Source organism: Synechococcus sp. 8F6 (genome assembly GCF_002252665.1).
Taxonomy (GTDB): domain Bacteria; phylum Cyanobacteriota; class Cyanobacteriia; order PCC-6307; family Cyanobiaceae; genus Cyanobium_A.
This window is the reverse complement of the sequence record NZ_NQKZ01000012.1, coordinates 21399-42030: the sequence shown is the minus strand read 5'-3', so window position 1 is coordinate 42030 and position 20632 is coordinate 21399. Positions and strand designations below refer to the sequence as shown.

The window sequence follows — 20632 nt, the reverse complement described above, 5'->3', positions numbered from 1 at the left end:
ACTCAGCCGACCAAACCGGCCTGGGCCCGCATCAGCACCTGGCTGACCAATCCCTGCTGGCCCACCAACAGCTCGCGCACCAGGCTCAGCAGGCCTACCCACACCACCGGGGTGACATCCACCCCGCCAATCGGCTGGATGAGGCGCCGCGTGGCAGCCAGCACGGGCTCGGTCGGGGCGCCGACCAGCCGCATCGCACCGCGGCTCAGATCCACCTGGGGGTACCAGGTGAGCACAATCCGGAACAGAAACAGCAGGGTCCAGAGCGCCAGCCCCAACCCCAAAACCAGGTGCAGCCCTGACAGCACCGGCAACCAGGACGGGGACGTGGGTGGCAGGGCCGTCACAAAGCTCTAAGCAGCTGGGCCTGCAGCGTAGGAAGCCGCCGCCACTGCTTAGGATTTCGCGACGCTTGATGCCTGAGAGCTGGCCCCGCCATGACGCCTTCCCTCGCCAACTTCCTGAGCAGCCTCGTTGCGGGTGCAGTGATCGTGGTGGTGCCGATCACCATCGCCCTGGTGTTGATCAGCCAGAACGACCGCCTCGATCGCAAGCTCTGATCCCCCTGGCCTGGCTGCCTACAGTGGCGCAACGGTCCGACGGGTGAAACACCGTGGTTAATGCCAGCCTGAATTGGGCCAGCATCGTGGGCATCGTGCTGGCGGTAGGCGGTGCGCTGCTCTACTTCATGCGCAGCTTCAAGCCCGCCCTCGCACGCGACTACGACGTCTTCTTCGCCGCGGTGGGCCTGCTTTGTGGCGGCATCCTGTTTTTCCAGGGATGGCGCCTCGATCCGATTCTGCAGTTCGGCCAGTTTCTGCTCGCCGGCACCACCGTCTTCTTCGCCTACGAGAGCGTGCGGCTGCGGGGGGTGACCACTGAGCAGGCCCGGCGCTCGTCCTACTTCGACGACGACGAGCCGGTGCCGGCGCCAGGCCCCTATCGCCCGCGCATGGGTGGACGCCCCTGGGGCGAGAGCGACGTGGATCGCTTCGATGAGCCCCAACCGCTACGCCGGCGCATTCCTACCCGCGAGGATGAGTCCGACGACGACGACTTCTACCGGGCCCGCCGCCCCAGCCGGGCCGCCATCCCCGAACGGGCCGCCAGCCGTCGCTCCGCCCAGGATGATTGGGCCCCCCAGGCCCAGGCCGGCGAAAGCGCAGACCGCCCTGACCGCAGCCGCTACAGCGCCGCCGGCAGCACCACGCGCCCTGCTGCTGATTTTGGTGCCCGCCGGCGCGAACGCGACGGTGCTGCTGAGCCCCGGCGCGGCAGCCGACCGGTGGCCGCCAGCGAGGCGATGCCCCGCTCAACCCGACGCCCCACCAGCCCCGAAGGCGCTGGTCCCTCCATGGCCCCTCCGTCCCGTGGGCCTGCTGGTGTGCCCCAGGGTTCGCCGATCAGCAAGGCTGAGTCCATCAGCGACGCCGACTTCACCCCGGTGAAGCCCCCCACCAGTGCCGAGCCCCGCCCGCGGGACAACAGCTCCCGCTTCGACGACTGACCGCCTCCGCTGCGAACCGTCGGCCTGGGCCAACTCGGCCCTCCTCCATCACGCTGCGGCAGCAGCTGACTTCTGGACTGGCGGCTGGCCTGATGTGTGTGCTGGCAGGCTGTGACGCCGGGGCTTGGTTGCCACGCCGCAACGCCGGACCCGCCGGGGTGCTCAGCGCCACCAGCCGCCAGGAGCCTGCCCTCAGTGGCCAGGGACGCTGGCTGGCCTCTGTGGTGGAGCGCGGCGGTCGCGCCACGCTGCTGCTGCAGGAGCAGCCCAGCGGGCGGGTTGTGCAGCTGCGCCACTTCCAGAATCACCAGCCCCACAGCTCCCCCTCGCTGAGTTGGAACGGGCGCTATGTCGCCGCCCTGGTGCAGCAGGGCAACCAGCGGCTGCCGCTGATCGAAGACCGGGCCACCGGGGCCCTGCATCGGCTGCCCTTGCCCGCCGATCGCACCGCCGTGCGGCTCAGCCTGGCGCCGGAGGGGCGCCGGCTGGCCGTGCAGGTGGCCCAAGGAGGCCAGTGGCGGGTGCAGCTGTTTGACCTGAGCAACCTGCTGGAGCCCGACCTACCCGGCGGCATCGCCCTCCAAGGCGGCGGGCTGGATACACCCCGATGAAATCGCTTCTGCCCACCACCGTGCTCGCCCTACTGCTGGCTGGCTGCCTGGGCCCAGTGCCCATGCCGATCGGGCCGCTCAACGGCCGGATCGAAGCCCTGGGCGCCAACCGCGATCCAGCTCTGTCGGGACGCTGGCTCGCCCTGATCAGCGGTCGGGGCGGGCGTGAACAGGTGCAGCTGCTGGATCTCGAGCGCCAGCAGCCCGTGCCCGTGCCAGGGCTCAACCGGGCCGATGCCCAACCGGTGAGTGTCAGCATCGATGCGGCCGGGGAGCGGATCGCCCTGGTGCGGCAGCTCGAAGGACGCACCGAGTTGGTGCTCTACCGGCGCTCACTGCAGAGCCTGCAGCCCATCGCCATGGTGCCGAGCGGCGTTCCCCGCCAGGTGCAGCTCCAAGCGGATGGCCGCCAACTCGCCGTGCAGGTGAGCCGGGGCGGCCTCTGGCAGGTGGACCTGGTGCAGATTCCCTGATCAGGGGATCAGGCCAGCCCAGCGCAGGAAGGTGTCGCCGCTGAGGGCTTCGATCAGCAGCACAGCCGCAAAACCCACCATGGCGAAGCGGCCATTGACCCGCTCGGCGTAGCCACTCCAGCCAAAGGCCGGCACGTCTTGGGTGGTAGCACTGGTGGTGGTGGCACTGGTGGCCGGGGTCGCATCAGGCATCGGATCAGGCGTGGCGGCCAACGTCATAGCCGGCCGCGGGCAACAGGCGCCAATTGCCACAGCCATCCAGCTCCAGCACGGTGTCGTGGAAGGCGGTGAGGGTGGGGCGGTGTCCCACGCTCACAAAGGCCATGTCGCGCTCGGCTAGCAGGGCGTAGAGGTGACGCTCGGTGGCCACATCCAGGGCACTGGTGGCCTCATCGAGCACCACAAACCGGGGGGAATTCAGCAGCAGCCGGGCGAAGGCCAGGCGCTGCTGCTCGCCCAGGGACAGCAGCCGGGGCCAGTCCTGAATGATGTCGAGATCGGGATAGCGCTGCACCAGGTCGGGCAGCCGCACCTGCTCGAGCACGTGGCGCAGCTGGTCGTCGCTGAACCGATCCGGCTGCAGGGGGTAACAGAGCTGTTCCCGCAGGCTGCCCAGCAGCATGTAGGGCTTCTGGGGGATGAACAGCAGCTCCCCTTCGTTGGGCCGCTCCACCCGGCCGGCCGCCGGCGGCCACAGCCCGCTCACCATGCGAAGGAAGGAGGTTTTGCCGCAACCAGAAGGCCCCACCACCAACAGGCGCTGGTGGCGATCCACTTCGAGGCTCAGATCACGGATCAGGGTGCGGTTGGTGCGAGGCGGCACCAGATCCACGTGGCTCACCAGGATCGTGCCGTCGTCGCGACCGCGGCTGGTGGCGGCGAGCTGCACCGCCAGGGCCGCTGCTTCCGTGCCGATGGAATCCACCTTGCCCTGGAAGCCCTCCAGACGGCTGATCGAAGCGGAGAACGCGGCCAGTCGATCGATGTTATTGACGATGTAGCTGACCGAAAACAGCACCTGACTGAAGGCGATGCTGGCCTGGCCAAACACACCGAAATCCACCTCCTTGGCGAAATAAATCGGCGCGATCACCAGCCAGGGCAGAAAACGGGAGAAGTAGTCGTAGGAGCGCTGGATCACACTGATCAGCGCTTCCCAGATGATCAGGCGGTCGTAGTTGCGAATCGCTCCACCCAGCCGACGCTCCGCCTCCCGGGCTTCCTGCTGTTCACCGCGATAGAAGGCAATCGACTCGGCATTGTCACGAATGTGGACAAGCCCGTAGCGAAAGTCGGCCTCAAGCTTGAGCTGCTGATAGTTCAGGTTCACCAGCTTGCGGCTTGCAAACACAATCAGGGCCGTACCACCCACGGAGTAAACCAACAGCACCAGCGCCAACTGGTCGCTGATGGTCCAGAGCACGATGATGAAACTAACGAAGGTCAACAGCGCCGAGATGATCTCAACGGTGACACTCAGACTCGTACCAGTGAAGCTCGCCGTGTCCTGGGAAATCCGTTGATCAGGGTTGTCGATTTCCTCCAGCGATTCGTCATTCGGGTTGAGAACGTAGTAGGCACGGTTGGACATATAGCGGCCCAGCAGACGCCCACTCAACCATTCCCGCCATAGCAGGCCGAGCTTCGGGATCAGATAGCTCTGAATCGCCCGGATCGGCAAGGCTAAAACCAGGCAGAAGGCGTAGATAGCAACGATCTTCCAGAATTCTTCTGCGTTATAAGCAACCAGAGCATTTTCAATGTTGCGAGCAATAAAGCTAATGCCCACATTGATGCCATTGATCACCAGGATCAGCAAGGTGATCACCCCCATCAGCAGCCACGGCAGCCAGCGCCCCTGGCGCAACTTGCTGCGCAGGGCCACAAAACAGCCCAGGCCCCCGGCCAGCAGCACCATCACCAGCGGGCCGATCGGGCTGCGCCAAATGGCGGCCACCTGCTCGGGCACCCCCGGCAGGAAACGGCTGCGCAGCTCGGGGATCAGGGCCCCGCTCAGGGCCAACACACCGGTCAGCAGCAGCAGGGTGCTGCCGACCACCACGGCGAGCAAGGCCACCACAAGCAGCAAAAACTGCCAGCCCTGGCTGTCGTCCACCGGCAGGAAGTAGGGCTGGGCCAGGCGTTGCAGCTTGGCCAGCTGAACGCGAAGGGCCTTGAAGGGATTCATGGAGCGGATCAGATCAGGGCATTGTGGCTGGGCCGGCAGCTAGCCCGGCGGCTAGGCCAGGGGACGCCCACCCATCACATGAACGTGCAGGTGAAACACGGTTTGACCCGCCTCGGCGCCACTGTTAATCACGGTGCGGAACGACTCCAGCCCCTCCTGGCGCGCCACCCGCGCGGCCACCAGCAACAAATGGCCCAACAACAGCTCATGCTCCTCCGAAGCCTCAGACAGCTGGGTGATGGGCTCGCGGGGGATCACCAGCACATGCACCGGGGCCTGGGGGGCCACATCGCGAAAGGCCAGACAGTGCTCGTCGGCATACACCTGATCACAAGGGATCTCACCGCGCAGGATGCGCGCAAAGATCGTGTCAGTCGGGGCCGGATCGGCGGAGCTGGCCATCGCTGCAGGGGGCGTCGCGGAGTGGTCGGGGTGAGACAGCTCGGGCACTAACGCTGTAGTGGCCGAAGGCGTGATGTTGGCACGGTGCAAGACCGCGTCTCTGCGAGGGCTGGACGCCAGACCCGTGCTGGTGGAGGTGGATCTCGCCCCGGGATTGCCGGGCCTGCAGCTGGTGGGCCTGGCCGACGCAGCGGTGCAGGAGGCCCGGGAGCGGGTGCGCTCCGCCCTGCGCCACAGCGGCCTGAAGGTGCCCCTGACGCGGGTGGTGGTGAACCTGGCCCCAGCCGACCTGCGCAAAGAGGGGCCCGGCTTCGACCTGCCGATTGCTCTGGGGCTGCTGCTGGCCAGTGGCCAGCTGGGCGAGGCCTGCTGCGATGGGGTGTGGAGTGCTGCAGAGCTGGGCCTCGACGGAGCGCTGCGCCCAATCCGGGGTGTTCTCGCCATCGCCATCGCGGCCCGCCAGCATGGCGCCAGGGCCCTTGTGGTGCCAGAGGCCAATGCCTGGGAGGCCGCCCTCGTGGAGGGGCTGCAGGTGTGGGGGGCGAGCGATCTGGGCCAAGTGCTCTGGCGGCTGCAGCACCCCAAAGCCCCCAATCAAGCCTGCAAAGGATCCTCCACCCCCCAGCTGGCCTCGCCCGAGCCGGCGGCCAAGGATCTCGCCGACGTCAAGGGACAGGCCCATGGGCGCCGTGCCCTGGAGATCGCCGCCGCCGGAGGACACCACCTACTGCTCTGCGGCCCCCCCGGCAGCGGTAAAACGATGCTGGCCCAGCGCCTAGCTGGCCTACTACCGCCACTGAATCCAGCTGAGGCGCTGGAATTAACGGCGATTCACTCGGTGGCAGGACTGCTCGACAGCAGCCAGGGCCTGCTGCAAACCCGCCCCTTTCGAAGCCCCCACCACAGCTGCTCCGCCCCGGGGCTGATCGGCGGCGGCGCCCAGCCCCGGCCTGGGGAACTGGCCCTCGCCCACCATGGGGTGCTGTTTCTCGATGAGCTGGCCGAATTTCGGCGGGCAGTGCTCGACCAACTGCGCCAGCCCTTAGAAGACGGAGAGGTGTGGATCCACCGCGCCCGCCAACGCACCCGCTTCCCCTGCCGGATCACCCTGGTGGCCGCCGCCAACCCCTGCCCCTGCGGCTGGTTTGGGGATCCGGAACGCAGCTGCACCTGCGGCGAAGGGCAGCGGCGGCGCTACTGGGGCCGGCTATCCGGGCCGCTGCTGGATCGTATTGATCTCCAGGTGGTGATGCGCCGGCCATCCAGCGAAGCCCTCACCGCCCCCTTCCGCAGCCAGGGGGGCACTGAAGGCCCGGCAGCCGGCAAGACGACCGATGCCAAGGCCGAATCAACGGCCGTCGTGCGGGCACGGGTGCAACGAGCCCGCTTGCAGATGTCCAGCCGCAACCCCTTGGGCTGCACCAACAGCCGCATCCCCGGAGGGCAATTGGAGCAGGTGGTGCAGCTCGACAGCGAGGCCTTAAACCTCTGGGAAGGCGCTCTTCAGCAGCGGCAGCTGAGCGCGCGCGCCGGAGCGCGGCTGTTGCGGGTCGCCCAAACAATCAGCGACCTGGCCGAACAAGAGCGGATCAGCGCAGAGGCCATTGCCGAAGCGCTGACCTACCGCTCCTTTGACCAGGGGCATTGATCGAGAGAGGGGGCTGCTCCGGCTCCGCGCCAATCAGCGGCGGCGGCGGCGCTGCTGGGCCTTGCGCTTGTACTTCTCAACGGGGGTCTCGTGGTGCCGCAGACGCTTGAGGTCGGCAAAGATGCCCGCCTTGGACACCTGGCGCTTGAAGCGGCGGAGGGCCGATTCAATCCCTTCGTTTTCGCCGACAGTGACCTGGGTCATGAAGCGCTGCAGTGCTCACAGAGTTGGCTAATGTAGCAACCGCTTGTCCCAGGGCCCGCTCGGGCACAGGCCAGACTCAGTCGCCAGCGGCACCACCAGAAGCCGGGCGGGCGGAGGGAGCAGCCTGCTGAGTCAGGGCCTCGGGCCAGGCTTCGCGGTAGATGTACACGTGGCCAAGGGCTCGGCCGCCATAGGCCCGGCGCTTGAGCTGCCAGCCTGGTTCAAACACCAGCTGCAGGAAACCGGTGCCTGGACCCTGGGTCCGGGCTACCACCATTTCTGGCCCCGCGCCGACCTTGGTAGGGAAGGCCAGAAGAACGTTGTCGTTGCTCTGGCGCACCACTGTGAGCCGATAGCTGGCGGCCAGATCGTCGCCCCCAACCCGCACCGAGTAGCCATTGGCGTCGATGAAGCGGCTGCAGATCCCGCTGAAATCAAATGTGGCCAACAGGGGTTCGACGGCCGCAGGCGCCCCGGGAGCAACCACAAAACAGGGGCGAGTGGGCTTGAGCTGTTCGTAGATGTTGAGCTGGGCGCGGGTGCCATCCCCGATCGGCGCCGCCACCAGCACGAAGCGCTCCTGACTCAGGTCGACCGCCTCAAACAAGGCGCTGGCCATCGCCGGACTGACGCTGCCAGCACTCAGCACAGCCGCACAGGCAGCCAAGGGGAGCGAACGGGCGCGCAGAACTGGCAATCGCATCACGGCATCCGGGAACTTGGTGAACGCAATCGTATGCAAAGCGGCCGGCCAGAGCTAAGCCGGCTTGTTGATACGGATGGCCAGCACCAGCGCCACCACGGTGCCCGGCAGGCTCATGCCCAGGATCCAACGGGTGGTGGACACCCCAAGGTCGGGATCGCCATAGGCCAGCTCAAACACCGACCCGGTTGAAGCAATTCCCAGCAGGCACGCCAAGGCCAGGAACAGGCCAGCCAGCGGTTTCATCGGCATGGGTCGTGGTTAGCGAATGGAGTGGACGTCGGCACGCTGGAAGCCCTTCTCCTGAAGGCCCTCATTGAGGCTGAGCTCATCGGTGACCCGATCGACGAACAGCACCCCATTGAGGTGATCCATCTCGTGCTGGATGCAGCGAGCCAACAGGCCATCGGCCTTGACCCGTTGGGGCCGGCCCATCTCGTCGCGGTAGCTGACCTCAACGGCAGCCGGACGCACCACGTTGAGATAGACCCCGGGGATGCTCAGGCAGCCCTCTTCATAGGTCTCGATGGCGGCCCCGAAGGAGCCGATCTCCGGGTTGATCAGCACCATCGGCGGCGTGGCGGCATTTTCGGGATCCAGATCGATCACAAGCAGCTGCTTGTGCACCCCCACCTGGGGGGCGGCCAGGCCAATGCCGTGGGCGCTGTACATGCTGCGTAGCATGTCGCGGGCCAGATCCCGCACACTCTCATCCACCTTGCTGATGCGCTTAGCAGGGGTGCGGAGCACTGCATCGCCAAGGGTGTGGATGGTGAGGGGGGGCTCATCGAGAGCCACCTTGGGCACCTGAACACTGCGGGTGGCCTGCACGGCGGAGCGAGCCATCTGGGCAAAGCTGCCGGCGGAACTGCGGGCCAACGGGATACTTAAAACGTTGCACATCATCCTAAGGCGGCCGGCCGGAGTCCCTGGCTGAACGCCTGGTGGGCCCTGGCCGGCAAGCCCTGTGAAACGCCCTGTGAAACGCTCTGTCAAACGCTTTTCAAACACAGCCTCAAACGCTCCCCCGCTCAGCTCCGTTGAACCCAACCTCGAGCACCACGTTGAGCACTGCCGTGACCCGCACACGCCGCCCTGAACCCTTAGCCGCGGCGCTGGTGGAGGGACGCACCCCCAGCCTCAAGGAACCGCTGCTCCGCGATGGGCGGCTGCTGTGGCTGGAACAACGCCCCCAGGAGCAGGGCCGCACCACCTTGATGCTGCGGCCGGCGGCGGGCGGGGTCGCGGTCGAGCTCACCCCGAGCCCCCACAACCTGCGCAGTCGGGTTCACGAATACGGCGGCGGTGTCTATGCCGTTGGGGGCAACGATCTGGTGTTCGTCGACGACAGCGACCGCTGCCTCTGGCACCTGAATCTGCCCGGCGCCCCGCGGCGGCTCACCACCCCTGGGCCACGGGCCTTCGCCGATGGACTGATCGATGCTCCCCGCCGGCGCTGGCTCGGCGTGATGGAAGCCGAGGGCCGCGACCAGCTGGTGGCGGTGCCCCTGGCCGGCGGCGAGCCGCAGCGGTTGCATCAGCCGGCCGACTTCTGCGGCTACGCCGCTCTCAGCCCTGATGGCGGCCAGCTGGCCTGGGTGGAGTGGCAGCAGCCGTTCATGCCCTGGCAGCGCAGCCAGCTATGGCTTGCGGCGGTGAATGACGACGGCACGCTGGAGGAGCCCCGGCCGGTGGCCGGCTCCGGCCCCAACGCCACTGACACCGACACTGACACCGACGCCGCAGCGATCTCGGTGTTTCAGCCCCTCTGGATCAGTCCCAGCGAGCTGGTGGTGGCCAGCGACGCCTCGGGCTGGTGGAACCTGCAGCGACTCGACACCGCCAGCGGCGCCTGGCAGCCCCTGCTACCGCTGGAGGCCGAATTCGCCATGCCCCAGTGGGTGTATGGCATGCGCACCACCGCCTGGGACGGCCAGCAGCTGATCGCCGCGGCCGCTCAGGAGGGGGCTTGGCAGCTTGGGCGGGTGCATCTGACCCCAGACCGGGTGGGCACGCCGGCCGCCTGGGAGCCCCTGGACCAGCCCTTCGACGATCTGGCCGGCCTGAGCGCCGAAGCCGGGACGCTGGTGGCACTCGCCAGCAACCCCACCAGTCCGGAGGGGCTGCTGGAGCTGAAACTCGACACAGGCGTTTGGCGTCACACGCCGGTGGCCCCCTGCCCGCTGCAGCCTGAGGCGATCAGCCAACCCGAGCCACTCTGGTTTGCCGGCCACGGCGGGGCGCCCACCCACGCCTGGTTTTATCCCCCGGCCGACGGCGCCCACGCCGAGGCGCCCCTGCTGGTGAAGGGCCACAGCGGGCCCACCGCCATGGCGCGGCGGGGCCTGAGCCTGGGGATTCAATTCTGGACGTCGCGCGGCTGGGGCGTGGTGGATGTGAACTACGGCGGCTCCACCGGCTTCGGGCGGGCTTACCGCGAGCGGCTCGATGGCCAGTGGGGCGTGGTGGATGTGGCCGATTGCGCCGCCGCCGCCCAGGCCCTGGTGGCGGCGGGGCAAGCCAGCCCTGCGCGCATCGCCATCGAAGGCGGCAGTGCCGGCGGCTTCACCGCCCTGGCCGCCCTCTGCTTCACAGACGTTTTTCGCGCCGGCGCGAGCCGCTACGGCGTCACCGACCCCAGCGCGTTGGCGAGCGAGAGCCATCGCTTTGAAGCCCGTTATCTCGATGGCCTGATCAGCCCCTGGCCCGAAGCGCGCGCCGCCTACGAAGCCCGCTCACCCCTGGCCCACGCCGATCAGATCCGCTGCCCGGTGGTCTTTTTCCAGGGTCTCGACGACCAGGTGGTGCCGCCCGAGCAGACCGAGCGCATGGCGGCGGCACTGGAGGCGAACGGCATCCCGGTGGAGGTGCACCGCTTTGCCGGCGAGGGCCACGGCTTCCGCAGCGGCAGCGTGCGGATCCAGGTGCTCGAGGCCACGGAGGCGTTCTTCCGTCGCCACTTCCAGCGATGAGCGCCCTGCACGGCCCCCTGCTGCTGGCCCTGGCAATGGCGGTGCTGGGGGGGCTGGTGGCGCTGGGACGGGCGATCGGTCCGGCCCTGGGGCTGCAGCGGATCGGCCTGCCGGCAGCGCTGGTGGCCGGCGTGCTGGGGCTGCTGCTGGGCCCCTATGGCCCCTGGCCGGTGCTGCCGGCTCCGGTGGAAACGCTGTGGGCGCGGTTGCCGATGGTGCTGCTCACCTTTGTGTTTGGCACCTTGATGCTGGGCCGGCCCCTGCCGGATCTGGCCAAATTGTGGAAGCCGGCGGCCGCCCAGACCCTGCTGGGCCTGACGCTGGGCTTCGGCCAATACTTGGTGGGCGCCGTGGCGGTGCTGCTGGTGCTGGGCCCCTGGCTGGGGGCCGATCCGCTGATGGCCTGCCTGATCGAGGTGGGCTTCGAAGGCGGCCACGGCAGTGCCGCGGTGATGGGGCCGATCTACGCCGATCTGGGCTTTGCCGGCGGCACCGACCTAGGCCTGGCCATGGCCACGGTGGGGCTGCTCAGCTCCACCGTGGTGGGCGGCCTGCTGGTGGTGTTGGCTCAGGGGCAGGGCTGGCTGCTGGCCGCCGAGGCCGGCGCACCGCTGTGTGTGCTGCCCGAGCCCACCGCGGCTGCGGTGGCGGCAGGCCCCAGCTGGGCGGAGCGCCTGCGCCAGCTGGCCACCAACCTGGCTCTGGTGGGCATCGCCGTGGGCATCGGCGTGGTGCTGCTGGCAGGGCTGGAGCGGCTAGCCGAGCCCGCTGGCGGCATGCTGCGCACCGTGATCGATGCGTTGCCGGTGTATCCCCTGGCCCTGGCGGGCTCACTGCTGGTGCGCCTGGCACTGGAACGCAGCGACCGGGCCGAGCTGGCCGTGCCAGCCCTGCAGAACGGCCTGGGCGCCCTGGCCACCGACCTGCTGATTGCGGCGGCCACCGCCGGGCTCAACCTGCCGCTGCTGCGGGCCAACTGGCTGCCGCTGCTGGTGCTCAGCGGTTTTGGGCTGGCCTGGAACCTGCTGGTGATCCTGGTGCTGGCGCCGCGGATCCTGCCGGCGGGCTGGTTTGAGCGGGCGGTGATCGAATTCGGCCAGGCCACCGGTGTGGCGGCCAGTGGCCTGCTGCTGCTGGGCATGGCCGACCCCGATGGCCGCAGCGAAGCAATCCCTGCTTTTTCGATCAAGCAGCTGCTGCTGCAGCCGGTGCTGGCCGGCGGCGTGGTCACGGTGGCGGCACCCCTGGCGCTGCACAGCTGGGGCTTGCCGCTATGGGGCGGGGTGTGCCTAGGGCTCACGGTGCTCTGGGGCGGCCTGGCGCTGGCATTGGGAGCGGGCCGGCCATGAAATTGTTTGATGTGCTGCTGGCCTTCGCGGCCCTGAGCCTGTTGCTGCTGCTGGCCACGGCTCTGCGCCAGCGGCTGCGGATCCTGCAGCGGCTGGGCCTGCCGGAAGCCCTCATCGCCGGCCTGCTGGGGCTGGCGATCGGGCCCTTCAGCCCACTGCGGCTGTTTCCCGAGCGGGTGACTGCGGTGTGGAGCCAGACGCCGGGCGTGCTGATCACGGTGGTGTTTGCCACGTTGTTTCTGGGCCAGGCCCTGCCCAGCCCGCGGCAGCTGTGGCAGCGCAGCGCCAGCCAGGTGGCCTTCGGCATGGTGCTGGGCTTCGGCCAATACCTGGTGGGGGGCTTGGCGTTGCTGCTGGTGCTCGGGCCGCTGCTGGGCACCAACCCGCTGATGGCCTGCCTGATCGAGGTGGGCTTCGAGGGCGGCCATGGCACCGCCGCCGGCATGGGGCCGAGCTTTGCCGAGCTGGGCCTGGCCAGTGGCGAGGCCCTGGGGCTGGCCATGGCCACCGTGGGCGTGTTGGCAGCGGTGCTGCTCGGCAGCACCTTGGTGGCGATCGGCCGGCGGCGGCGCTGGCTGGTGAGCACGGGCGCGTCGGGGGCTTCGGCCGACCTGGCCCTCGAGGAAGAGGCTGTCCGCCGGCCGCTGCTACCGGCTGGCCCTTCGCCCACGATCGATGCACTCACCGTGAACCTGGCCCTGATCGGCGCGGCGGTGGGGCTGGGGGTGCTGCTCAAGGAGGCGCTGGTGGCCAGCTGGCCGCTTCTGAAGGCCTTGCCGCTGTTTCCGCTGGCGATGGTGGGCGGGCTGATCGTGCAGCTGCTGCTGCAGCGGGCCGGCAAACCCCAGCTGGCCAGTGCGCCACTGCAACACAGCCTGGGCGCCCTGGCCATGGATCTGCTGATCACCGCCGCGATGGCCAGCCTCAACCTGCCGCTACTGGAGGAGGCCTGGCTGCCGTTTGTGGTGCTGGCGCTGCTCGGGCTTACCTGGAACCTGGCGGTGTTCTGGTGGCTGGCACCGCGGCTGTTTGCCGATGCCTGGTTTGAGCGGGGCCTGGCGGATTTCGGCCAGGGCACCGGCGTGACCGCCACAGGGCTGCTGCTGCTGCGCATGGCCGATCCCTACGGCCGCAGCGGCGTGCTGGAAGCGTTTTCGTTCAAGCAGCTGGTGTTTGAGCCCTTTCTGGGTGGCGGGCTGGTGACCGCCCTCGCACCCATTGCCCTGGTGAGCCTGGGCCTACCGCTCTGGACCGCCCTGGCGGCCCTGCTGACGCTGGCGGCCCTGGGACTGGGGCTGGCGATGCGGAAACAAGCCCAGGGCTAACCCGCAGCTCCGAGGGCCCCGTAGTGGCGCAAGCGCATCTGCTCGGCCACCCGTCCCATTTCGGCTTCGCTCAGGAGCGGCGGCTCGCCCAGCTGCAGCGCCGCCAGATACATCTGCGCCAGGGTTTCCACCTCGATCGCCAGGGCCAGGGCCTGCGCCAGCGTGGCGCCCAGGGTCACCTGGCCGTGGTGCGCCAGCAGACACGCCTGGCGGTGCTCCAGGGCCTGCCCCGCCAGATCCGAGAGTGCCTGGCTGCCGAAGGTGGCATAGCCGCCGCAGCGGATGTCGGGCCCGCCGGCCTGCACCACCATGTAGTGGAAGGGTGGGATGCCGCGGCCATGGCAGGCCAGCGCCGTGGCGTGGATCGAATGGCAATGCACCACGGCCTGGATCTCCGGCCGCTGGCCCAGCAGATCGGCATGCAGGCGCCACTCGGAGGAGGGGCTGCGGCCAGGCACCGTCGCCCGGCCCGCCAGGGGCTGACCTTGGTGGTCGATCGCCACCAGATCCTCAGGCCCCATCTGCTCAGGGGGGACGGAGCTGGGGGTGATCAGCAGGCCGCCCTCGATCCGCACCGAGAGGTTGCCGGCGGTACCGGAATTGAGCCCGGTACTGCTCAGGCGCCGCGTGGCCGCCAGCAGGTCCTGGCGGGCTTGGTCTTCGGTGTTCAACTCAGCCACGGCCGTAGAGCTCCCGTAGCCCCGCCTCACTGGCCTCGGCCACACCCCGCTCGGTGATCAGGCCTGTCACCAACCGAGCGGGGGTCACATCGAAGGCCGGGTTGAAGCCAGGGCTGCCATTGGGGCTCAGCTGCACCTGGGCGATCTCCCCGGCGGCGGAGCCGGTGCTGATGCGGCCCTGGATCTGGGTCACCTCCTCGGCGTTGCGGGCCTCGATCGGGATCTCGGCCACGCCGTCATCGATCGTCCAGTCAATGGTGGAGGCGGGCAGGGCCACGTAAAAGGGCACACCGTTGTCGTAGGCGGCGAGGGCCTTGAGGTAGGTGCCGATCTTGTTGCACACGTCGCCGCGGCGGGTGGTGCGGTCGGTGCCCACGATCACCGCATCCACCTGGCCGTGCTGCATCAGGTGACCGCCGGCGTTGTCGACGATCACGGTGTGGGGCACGCCCTCCTTGCCCAGCTCAAAGGCCGTAAGGCTGGCGCCCTGGTTGCGGGGGCGGGTCTCATCGACCCACACGTGGATGTTGAGCCCAGCGCGGTGGGCCTTGTAGATGGGAGCCAAGGCCGTGCCCCAGTCCACCGTCGCCAGCCAGCCGGCATTGCAGTGGGTGAGCACCTGGAGCGTGGCGCCGGGCTTGCGGGCCGCCAGCTGCTGGACGATGGCCAGGCCGTGATCGCCGATGGCCTCGCACATCGCCACGTCTTCATCGGCGATCGCCGCGGCCTCCGCCTTGGCCGCCTCGGCCCGCTCGGCCGGCGGCAATGGCTGCACCTTGGCCCGCACCCGCTCCAACGCCCAGCGCAGGTTGATCGCCGTGGGCCGCGTGGCATTGAGCTGCTCAAACGCCGCCGCCAGCGCGGCGTCGCTCGGATCCAGCTGCAGGGCCAGCATCAACCCGTAGGCACCAGTCACGCCAATAAGAGGCGCCCCACGCACCACCATCGTGCGGATCGCCTCGGCCGCCTCCTGGCAGCTGCGCAGGCTGCGCGTTGTGAACTGGTGCGGCAGCAGCGTCTGATCGATCACACCCACCGCGTCGCCCCCTGGGCCGCCATCAGGCTCAAGCCAGATCGTGCGCCAGGGCTTGCCATCGATGTTCATGGGGCGCGTGTGCCAGGTGATCTGATCATCCCTGGAGAAGCGCAGGCGGCCCAACACGATCCAAGGTTGAAGCCTCTGGAAATCTGTACAACTTGTACAGATTTCCAGAGCGTGCTGCACACACCCAGGCGCCCCCATACCGCCCGCTCAAATCAGCTGATAGCCAAACCAATCCGGCACCTGGCTCTGACTGAGACCCTCGGGGTGGGGCTCAGGACACGGAGCAGCGACCCTTGATCTCCTCCAGAAGACGCTCCACCAGGGCAAAGCACACCGACCAATCCAGCTCTTCAATCACCAATTCATCGTCGTAGCGCAGCTGCACCGCAAAGAAATTCAACTCGGTGAGCCCCTCGTAAGCGGCCGGTGTCTCGCCCAACTCCTGCAAAAGATTCAGCAGAGCACCCAGATCGTGGGTGAAGGGAGCCACTCCGCCAGCAGCTTGGATCCAGGCCTTCAAAGCCTTTTCCGCTGCCCGCTGGAGCAGAAAACCAATGCTGCTACTGCGGAATCCAGAAAGCTCCCGCATCCGCCGAGCCTCCTGCAGGTCGGCCCGCGCGATGCGCCAGTAGCGGCTGGCATCGGCGTCAGCCATTCAGCAAAATTCCCTCGCGGCAAGCCACCGTGCTCACCGCTTGGTGACAGGAGCGGCGGGCCTCCACCTCACTCTGGGAATAGAGCAACAGATCGAGGGGCAGGCGATAGCTGGAGAGCTGCCGGCTCAACCGACCGAGCACCTGCAGCCGATTGTGCTGCGCCAACCAGGCATCCGGCACGGTGATCAACAGGTCGGCATCGGAATCAGGGCGCGCCTGACCACGAGCCCGAGAGCCAAACAGACGCACCTCCGCCTGGGGGATTTCAGCTCGAATGGCCAAAGCGATCGATGCAATCCGCGGATCCACGCTCGATGTGACGGTGCCGACTGCCATCTGAACAGTCTGAGGCAAAAGGACAGCTGCAGCCAACTCAGATCGGCCGGTAGCCAAACCAATCCGGAACCTGGCTCTGGCTGAGGCCCTCGGGGTGGGGCTCCAGCTGCACGTGCCAGCGCTCACCCCCCAGCAGCTCCAGCTGCTCGATCGCCAGGCAATCGTCCACCGCGGCCAGATCGTCCTTGTGCTGCTGCAGCGCGCCCCGCAGCCATTGCCGCTTGGCCGCCGCCTTGGCCGCCTGGAGCGAACGGGCCACCACCAGGCCGAAGTGGTGCAGCTCGGCGAGGCAATCGGGGCGGTAGGCGCCCAGGTTCACAAACCAGAGCCGCTCGAGCCGGGGCGCGGGCGGCTCGCGCCCCAGACGCACCGCCCAGCCATCCACCGCCCGCACCGCCAGATACGCATCGAGGTGCAGGCCCTCACGCCTCCCGAACCACTGCCGCCGCAGCTCCGGCATCGCCGCCTCAATCGTGGCCCCTGCCACAAAGCGCACGTCGTGGAGCTCGATGTGGCAGCCAGGCGCGCGGCCGCCCAACACCACCATCCACAGCTGCGGGATCACCGGGTTATTCGCCATCCATCTCGGGCCCGGGGCTCGATCAGGATGGCGCCATGGACTTCTTTTCGCAGCAGTGGGCCACCTACCGGGCGGTGGTGAGCCATGACCTGATGGAGCACCGGGCCGTGGCGCACGCCACAGCCAACGCCCTCGAGGGCTGGCTGGCCCAGCGTCCCGTCGCTGCGCCCCCGCCGGCGATGGTGGATCTGGGCTGCGGCGATCTGGCCCAGCTGGCGCCCGTGCTCAGGCGCCTGCCCCTGGGCGGCTACACCGGCCTGGATCTCACCGCCGCCGTGCTGCCCCTGGCCGAGACGGCCCTGGGCCCCATGCCCTATCCCTGCGCCTGGCAGGAGGGCAACCTGCTGGCCTGGAGCCAATCGGAGGCTCCTCCAGTCGACATCCTTCATTCGGCCTTTGCCATCCATCACCTCAGCGACGCCGAGAAGACCACGTTTCTGCAGGGGGCACGCCAGCGCATCGCCGCCGATGGGCTGCTGCTCTGGGCTGATGTGTTCCGCGAGCCGGGCGAAACCCTGGAGGCCTACCAGCAGCGCTACAGCGCGCGGATCCGACAGGGCTGGGCGGCGCTAACCGCGGAGCAGCAGAGCCAGGTAATCGAGCACCTCAGCAGCTTCGACATCCCGGCCGAGCGGGGCGCCATCGAAACGGTGGCCCAGGAGACAGGCTGGCAGTGGCAGTGGGCCTGGCAGGGCCAGCACCGGGCCGAAGCCCTGGCGGTGCTGACGCCGCTCTAATTAGCTGTGCTCGCGCAGAAAGGCGATCGTGCCTTCGAGCTCCTCGGCGAAACGGTCGATCTCCTCGGGGGTAGTGGTGAAGCTGAGGCTGGCGCGAGCCGAGCCGGGGATGCCGTAGAGCCGGTGCAGGGGCTGGGTGCAGTGGTGACCACTGCGAATGCAGATCCCGGCCGAGTCCAACAGGGCGGCGATGTCGTTGGCGTGCAGCCCATCGACGGTGAAGGCCGCCAGTGCGCCGCGATCAGGCTGCTGCTCCGGCGAAGGACCCAGGATCCGCACCCCCTCGATCGCCCGCAGCCGATCGAACAGCTGGCGGGTGAGCACCTGCTCCCAGGCGTGGATGCGCGCCAAGCCCAGGCCGTTGAGGTAGTCGAGGGCGGCGCCCATGCCGATCGCTTCACCGATGGCCGGCGTGCCCGCCTCAAACTTGTGGGGCAGCTCCGCCCAGCTGCTGTGATCGAGATACACGTCTTGGATCATCTCGCCGCCGCCCAGGAAGGGCGGCATCCCCTCGAGCAACGCCTCCCGGGCCCAGAGGAACCCCATGCCCGTGGGGCCGCAGAGCTTGTGGGAGCTGGCCACCAGAAAATCGCAGCCCAGCTGGGCCACATTCACCGGCAGGTGGGGCAGGCTCTGGCAGGCATCCACCAGCACCAGGGCGCCGGCGGCATGGGCCAGGGCGACGATCTCCTCGATCGGGTTGATGCAGCCGAGGGTGTTGCTCACCTGCACCAGGCTCACCAACTTGGTGCGCTCGGTGATCTGGCGGCGCAGATCCTCCAGATCCAGCTCGCCGCTCGCAGTAAGCCCCGCGTGACGGAGCACGCAGCCGGTGCGCGCCGCCAGCAGCTGCCAGGGCACCAGGTTGGAGTGGTGCTCCATCACCGTGAGCAGCACCTCATCACCGGGGCCGAGGTTGGCCTCACCCCAGCTTCGGGCCACCAGGTTGATCGCCTCACTGGCGTTGCGGGTGAACACGATCTCCCGCGGGCTGGCCGCCCCCACAAACGCGGCCGCCTTGGCGCGGGCACCCTCGAAGCCCTCGGTGGCCCGGGCGCTGAGCTGGTGGGCGCCGCGGTGCACGTTGGCGTTGTCGTGGTCGTAGTAGTGCTGCAGGGCTGCCAGCACCTGACGGGGCTTCTGGCTGGTGGCGGCGTGATCCAGGTAGATCAGCGGCTGGCCCAGGCAGGCCGTTTGCGCCAGCAGGGGAAAGTCGAGCCGGGTGAGGGCCGCGAGGTTGCCGGCAGATGGGTTGGACGGGTGCAGGTCGGATTGCACCGGGGAGGCGGTCATGGTCATGGACGCTCCCGAAGCAGCAGCTGCAGGGGATTCAGGGCCGCCGCAGCCGCCGGCAGCTCCCGCAGCACCTCCTCGCAGTAGCCCCGCAGCAGCAGTTTGGAGGCCTGATCGGCGCCGATGCCACGGCTCTGCAGATAGAAAAGCTCGTTCTGCTGCAGCCGGCTCACGGTGGCACCGTGGGCGCACTTCACGTCGTCGGCAACGATTTCCAGCTCGGGCTTGGTGTCCACCCGGGCCCGATCCGAGAGCAGCAGGGTGCGGCTGAGCTGGGCGGCGTTGGTCTGCTGGGCCTTGCGGGGCACCTGGACAGCGCCATTGAACACGCTGCGTCCAGCCCCATCGGCCACCACCTTGTGGAGCTGGTCGAGCTCGCCATCGGGACCCTCAAATCGCACGTGGCTGTGGGTGTCCGCCAGGTCTTGGCCGTCCACCAGCTGCAGGGCCCGCAGACGGGTGTGGGCTGCCCCTGCCACCTGACAGATGCGAGGCTCCAGGCGGCTCAGGGCCCAACCGCCCACGGCCGTGGTGAGCTGCAGGGCACTGGCAGGAGCCTGGCTGATGGCCAGATGACTGAGCAAGCTGGCGCGGCAATCGCCCGGGGCCAGCACCCCCAGATGCAGCCGGGCGCCATGGCCGAGTTGGGCCACGGTCAGCTGGCTGGTGGCATTGGCAGCATTGGAGCTGTGGTGTTGCAGCAGCTCCAGGCTGGCCCCGTCCTCCAGGATCAGCAGCAGTTGCAGGGCCAACAGGCCCGGAGCAGTTCCGGCATCGATGCTGAGTTGCAACGGCCCCGCCGCCCCGCTCACCCGCAACGCCAGGCAACGGGGCGAAGCGCCCTGATTGAGTTGCACCGGCCAAGCAGCTGAGCTGCCGGTGGCTTGCAGCACCTGGCTGCGCAGCTGCTGCGCTTCAGAGGGCTCGAGACGAGTGATCCCATCGGGGAGCGCAGCAAGGGCAAAGGGATCCGGGCCAGTCCAGGGCTCTGGAGCCACGCTTTGCAGCGGCGCCAGATCGGTGAAGCGCCAATCCTCATGGCGGCGACCCGGCAGCGGTGAACCGGCCAATGCGGCCAACCACTCAGCGGTTGCCGGTAGTGCAACGGCAGGCATCAGGCCACCTCCACCGTCTCGGGCTCCAGGCGGGCGAGTTCCAGGTCCACCCAGTCGTACCCGGTGCGCTCCAACTCCAGCGCCAGCTCCTTGCCACCCGTGCGCAGGATCCGGCCAGCAGCCATCACATGCACGTAGTCGGGGGTGATCAGATCCAGAAGCCTTTGGTAGTGGGTGATCAGCAGGGTGGCGTTTTCGGGTCCGGCCAGTTGGTTGACACCATCGGCAACGATGCGCAGCGCGTCGATGTCGAGACCGGAATCGGTCTCATCGAGGATGGCCACCAGGGGCTCCAACAGGGCCATTTGCAGGATCTCGTTGCGCTTCTTCTCGCCGCCAGAAAAGCCTTCGTTGACACTGCGCCCGAGGAAGGCCGGATCCATCTGCACCACCTTGAGCCGCTCGTGCACCAGGTCCTCAAAGGCGAAGGTATCGAGCTCCTCATCACCCCGCTCGGCGCGGCGGGAATTGGTGGCCACCCGCAGAAATTCCAGATTGCTGACTCCAGGAATCTCCACCGGATACTGAAACCCCAGGAACAGACCGATCCGGGCCCGCTGCTCGGGATCCAGCTCGAGCAGATCGGCCCCGCGGTAATTCACCGATCCAGCCGTGACGGTGTAGGCGGGATGGCCGGCCAGCACCTTAGACAGGGTGCTCTTGCCACTGCCGTTGCGCCCCATCACGGCATGAATTTCACCAGCCCGAATCGACAGATTGACCCCCTTGAGGATGGGTTGATCCTCCACAGAAGCGTGGAGATCGCAAATGTCCAGCAACAGTGGGGCGTCGGGGCGAATCACAGCAG

General features: G+C 68.2%; 25 protein-coding genes. 9 read left to right on the top strand and 16 right to left on the bottom strand.

Translation table 11 applies throughout. From position 1 onward, the window contains the following. Window positions 1–2: 2 nt before the first annotated feature. Window positions 3–347, bottom strand: a complete 345-nt coding sequence (locus CJZ78_RS09855) for a YggT family protein (protein WP_094561149.1) — start codon at window positions 345–347, stop codon at window positions 3–5. 90 nt (window positions 348–437) lie between these two features. Between CJZ78_RS09855 and psbX the strand changes: the two genes are divergently transcribed. The 4 genes from psbX (at window position 438) to CJZ78_RS09835 (ending at window position 2591) form a co-directional block, all read left to right on the top strand. After that, window positions 438–560, top strand: a complete 123-nt coding sequence (gene psbX / locus CJZ78_RS09850) for a photosystem II reaction center X protein (protein WP_094561148.1) — start codon at window positions 438–440, stop codon at window positions 558–560. Window positions 561–613: 53 nt separating this feature from the next. Beyond that, window positions 614–1507 (top strand): Ycf66 family protein, encoded by an 894-nt coding sequence (locus tag CJZ78_RS09845; RefSeq protein WP_094561147.1) that lies wholly within the window; start codon window positions 614–616, stop codon window positions 1505–1507. Between the two features lie 92 nt (window positions 1508–1599). After that, a complete protein-coding gene (locus CJZ78_RS09840) occupies window positions 1600–2118 on the top strand; it encodes a Tol biopolymer transporter periplasmic protein (protein ID WP_094561146.1) in 519 nt (172 codons plus the stop codon). Next, complete coding sequence (locus CJZ78_RS09835) at window positions 2115–2591, top strand: hypothetical protein (protein ID WP_094561145.1); 477 nt, start codon at window positions 2115–2117, stop codon at window positions 2589–2591. Before CJZ78_RS09840 ends, CJZ78_RS09835 begins: the two co-directional genes overlap by 4 nt. Here the strand turns inward: CJZ78_RS09835 and CJZ78_RS09830 are convergent, their stop codons facing one another. From CJZ78_RS09830 to CJZ78_RS09820, 3 genes are read right to left on the bottom strand one after another with little or no spacing between them, the layout of a single operon-like run. Then, window positions 2592–2783, bottom strand: a complete 192-nt coding sequence (locus tag CJZ78_RS09830; protein WP_094561144.1) for a chlorophyll a/b-binding protein — start codon at window positions 2781–2783, stop codon at window positions 2592–2594. It lies immediately after the preceding gene. 4 nt (window positions 2784–2787) lie between these two features. Then, complete coding sequence (locus tag CJZ78_RS09825) at window positions 2788–4779, bottom strand: ABC transporter ATP-binding protein/permease (RefSeq protein ID WP_094561143.1); 1992 nt, start codon at window positions 4777–4779, stop codon at window positions 2788–2790. A gap of 51 nt (window positions 4780–4830) precedes the next feature. Then, a complete protein-coding gene (locus tag CJZ78_RS09820; RefSeq protein ID WP_094561142.1) occupies window positions 4831–5181 on the bottom strand; it encodes a histidine triad nucleotide-binding protein in 351 nt (116 codons plus the stop codon). 73 nt (window positions 5182–5254) lie between these two features. Between CJZ78_RS09820 and CJZ78_RS09815 the strand changes: the two genes are divergently transcribed. Then, window positions 5255–6829 (top strand): YifB family Mg chelatase-like AAA ATPase, encoded by a 1575-nt coding sequence (locus CJZ78_RS09815; protein ID WP_094561175.1) that lies wholly within the window; start codon window positions 5255–5257, stop codon window positions 6827–6829. Window positions 6830–6862: 33 nt separating this feature from the next. Here CJZ78_RS09815 and rpsU read toward each other — a convergent pair whose 3' ends face one another. The 4 genes from rpsU to def form a co-directional block, all read right to left on the bottom strand. Further along, complete coding sequence (rpsU, locus tag CJZ78_RS09810) at window positions 6863–7033, bottom strand: 30S ribosomal protein S21 (protein WP_010304532.1); 171 nt, start codon at window positions 7031–7033, stop codon at window positions 6863–6865. 76 nt (window positions 7034–7109) lie between these two features. Further along, window positions 7110–7736: a DUF3747 domain-containing protein gene (locus tag CJZ78_RS09805; RefSeq protein WP_094561174.1), complete on the bottom strand. Its 627-nt coding sequence runs from the start codon at window positions 7734–7736 to the stop codon at window positions 7110–7112. A gap of 54 nt (window positions 7737–7790) precedes the next feature. Next, a complete protein-coding gene (locus tag CJZ78_RS09800; protein WP_094561141.1) occupies window positions 7791–7988 on the bottom strand; it encodes a hypothetical protein in 198 nt (65 codons plus the stop codon). Between the two features lie 9 nt (window positions 7989–7997). Then, entirely contained in the window at window positions 7998–8582 is a 585-nt protein-coding gene (gene def, locus CJZ78_RS09795; RefSeq protein WP_233128662.1) for a peptide deformylase, read from the bottom strand. Window positions 8583–8812: 230 nt separating this feature from the next. Between def and CJZ78_RS09790 the strand changes: the two genes are divergently transcribed. Genes CJZ78_RS09790 through CJZ78_RS09780 form a run of 3 tightly spaced genes read left to right on the top strand, consistent with a single transcriptional unit; the run spans window position 8813 to window position 13382 of the window. Beyond that, on the top strand, window positions 8813–10708 hold the full coding sequence (locus tag CJZ78_RS09790; RefSeq protein WP_233128657.1) for a prolyl oligopeptidase family serine peptidase: 1896 nt from the start codon (window positions 8813–8815) through the stop codon (window positions 10706–10708). Further along, window positions 10705–12057, top strand: coding sequence for a sodium/glutamate symporter (locus CJZ78_RS09785; RefSeq protein WP_094561139.1), 1353 nt, complete (start codon window positions 10705–10707; stop codon window positions 12055–12057). Before CJZ78_RS09790 ends, CJZ78_RS09785 begins: the two co-directional genes overlap by 4 nt. Continuing rightward, entirely contained in the window at window positions 12054–13382 is a 1329-nt protein-coding gene (locus CJZ78_RS09780) for a sodium/glutamate symporter (protein WP_094561137.1), read from the top strand. Before CJZ78_RS09785 ends, CJZ78_RS09780 begins: the two co-directional genes overlap by 4 nt. Here the strand turns inward: CJZ78_RS09780 and CJZ78_RS09775 are convergent. From CJZ78_RS09775 to CJZ78_RS09755, 5 genes are all read right to left on the bottom strand, one after another. After that, window positions 13379–14053: a class II aldolase/adducin family protein gene (locus CJZ78_RS09775; RefSeq protein WP_094561172.1), complete on the bottom strand. Its 675-nt coding sequence runs from the start codon at window positions 14051–14053 to the stop codon at window positions 13379–13381. The two genes, CJZ78_RS09780 and CJZ78_RS09775, sit on opposite strands and share 4 nt — an antisense overlap. A gap of 1 nt (window position 14054) precedes the next feature. After that, complete coding sequence (mtnA, locus tag CJZ78_RS09770) at window positions 14055–15167, bottom strand: S-methyl-5-thioribose-1-phosphate isomerase (RefSeq protein WP_094561171.1); 1113 nt, start codon at window positions 15165–15167, stop codon at window positions 14055–14057. 211 nt (window positions 15168–15378) lie between these two features. Further along, window positions 15379–15762, bottom strand: coding sequence for a HEPN domain-containing protein (locus CJZ78_RS09765; protein WP_094561135.1), 384 nt, complete (start codon window positions 15760–15762; stop codon window positions 15379–15381). Beyond that, on the bottom strand, window positions 15755–16045 hold the full coding sequence (locus CJZ78_RS09760; RefSeq protein ID WP_233128656.1) for a nucleotidyltransferase domain-containing protein: 291 nt from the start codon (window positions 16043–16045) through the stop codon (window positions 15755–15757). The genes CJZ78_RS09765 and CJZ78_RS09760 overlap by 8 nt, the downstream gene beginning before the upstream one ends. A 91-nt stretch (window positions 16046–16136) precedes the next feature. Beyond that, complete coding sequence (locus tag CJZ78_RS09755; protein ID WP_094561131.1) at window positions 16137–16679, bottom strand: DUF1543 domain-containing protein; 543 nt, start codon at window positions 16677–16679, stop codon at window positions 16137–16139. A gap of 35 nt (window positions 16680–16714) precedes the next feature. Here CJZ78_RS09755 and CJZ78_RS09750 point away from each other — a divergent pair, with 35 nt between their 5' ends. After that, window positions 16715–17416 carry a class I SAM-dependent methyltransferase gene (locus CJZ78_RS09750; protein ID WP_094561130.1) on the top strand — a complete coding sequence of 234 codons (702 nt, stop codon included), beginning with the start codon at window positions 16715–16717 and terminating at the stop codon, window positions 17414–17416. On the opposite strand, the gene CJZ78_RS09745 is transcribed toward CJZ78_RS09750, so the two are convergent. The 3 genes from CJZ78_RS09745 to sufC are packed head-to-tail and all read right to left on the bottom strand — an operon-like array spanning window position 17417 to window position 20627. Further along, entirely contained in the window at window positions 17417–18715 is a 1299-nt protein-coding gene (locus CJZ78_RS09745; protein ID WP_094561128.1) for a SufS family cysteine desulfurase, read from the bottom strand. It lies immediately after the preceding gene. Next, the gene (locus CJZ78_RS09740; RefSeq protein WP_094561126.1) at window positions 18712–19824 is read right to left on the bottom strand and encodes a SufD family Fe-S cluster assembly protein; all 1113 of its coding nucleotides are present in this window, start codon (window positions 19822–19824) and stop codon (window positions 18712–18714) included. Before CJZ78_RS09740 ends, CJZ78_RS09745 begins: the two co-directional genes overlap by 4 nt. Next, a complete protein-coding gene (sufC, locus tag CJZ78_RS09735; RefSeq protein ID WP_094561124.1) occupies window positions 19824–20627 on the bottom strand; it encodes a Fe-S cluster assembly ATPase SufC in 804 nt (267 codons plus the stop codon). Before sufC ends, CJZ78_RS09740 begins: the two co-directional genes overlap by 1 nt. Window positions 20628–20632 lie beyond the last annotated feature (5 nt).

Bases quoted from the DNA above. Each gene is read 5' to 3' on its own strand.
- psbX (WP_094561148.1), top strand. From the start codon at position 438: ATGACGCCTTCCCTCGCCAACTTCCTGAGCAGCCTCGTTGCGGGTGCA.
- CJZ78_RS09840 (WP_094561146.1), top strand. From the start codon at position 1,600: ATGTGTGTGCTGGCAGGCTGTGACGCCGGGGCTTGGTTGCCACGCCGC.
- CJZ78_RS09835 (WP_094561145.1), top strand. From the start codon at position 2,115: ATGAAATCGCTTCTGCCCACCACCGTGCTCGCCCTACTGCTGGCTGGC.
- CJZ78_RS09830 (WP_094561144.1), bottom strand. From the start codon at position 2,783: ATGCCTGATGCGACCCCGGCCACCAGTGCCACCACCACCAGTGCTACC.
- CJZ78_RS09825 (WP_094561143.1), bottom strand. From the start codon at position 4,779: ATGAATCCCTTCAAGGCCCTTCGCGTTCAGCTGGCCAAGCTGCAACGC.
- CJZ78_RS09820 (WP_094561142.1), bottom strand. From the start codon at position 5,181: ATGGCCAGCTCCGCCGATCCGGCCCCGACTGACACGATCTTTGCGCGC.
- CJZ78_RS09815 (WP_094561175.1), top strand. From the start codon at position 5,255: ATGTTGGCACGGTGCAAGACCGCGTCTCTGCGAGGGCTGGACGCCAGA.
- rpsU (WP_010304532.1), bottom strand. From the start codon at position 7,033: ATGACCCAGGTCACTGTCGGCGAAAACGAAGGGATTGAATCGGCCCTC.
- CJZ78_RS09805 (WP_094561174.1), bottom strand. From the start codon at position 7,736: ATGCGATTGCCAGTTCTGCGCGCCCGTTCGCTCCCCTTGGCTGCCTGT.
- CJZ78_RS09800 (WP_094561141.1), bottom strand. From the start codon at position 7,988: ATGCCGATGAAACCGCTGGCTGGCCTGTTCCTGGCCTTGGCGTGCCTG.
- def (WP_233128662.1), bottom strand. From the start codon at position 8,582: ATGGCTCGCTCCGCCGTGCAGGCCACCCGCAGTGTTCAGGTGCCCAAG.
- CJZ78_RS09785 (WP_094561139.1), top strand. From the start codon at position 10,705: ATGAGCGCCCTGCACGGCCCCCTGCTGCTGGCCCTGGCAATGGCGGTG.
- CJZ78_RS09780 (WP_094561137.1), top strand. From the start codon at position 12,054: ATGAAATTGTTTGATGTGCTGCTGGCCTTCGCGGCCCTGAGCCTGTTG.
- mtnA (WP_094561171.1), bottom strand. From the start codon at position 15,167: ATGAACATCGATGGCAAGCCCTGGCGCACGATCTGGCTTGAGCCTGAT.
- CJZ78_RS09765 (WP_094561135.1), bottom strand. From the start codon at position 15,762: ATGGCTGACGCCGATGCCAGCCGCTACTGGCGCATCGCGCGGGCCGAC.
- CJZ78_RS09755 (WP_094561131.1), bottom strand. From the start codon at position 16,679: ATGGCGAATAACCCGGTGATCCCGCAGCTGTGGATGGTGGTGTTGGGC.
- CJZ78_RS09750 (WP_094561130.1), top strand. From the start codon at position 16,715: ATGGACTTCTTTTCGCAGCAGTGGGCCACCTACCGGGCGGTGGTGAGC.
- CJZ78_RS09745 (WP_094561128.1), bottom strand. From the start codon at position 18,715: ATGACCATGACCGCCTCCCCGGTGCAATCCGACCTGCACCCGTCCAAC.
- CJZ78_RS09740 (WP_094561126.1), bottom strand. From the start codon at position 19,824: ATGCCTGCCGTTGCACTACCGGCAACCGCTGAGTGGTTGGCCGCATTG.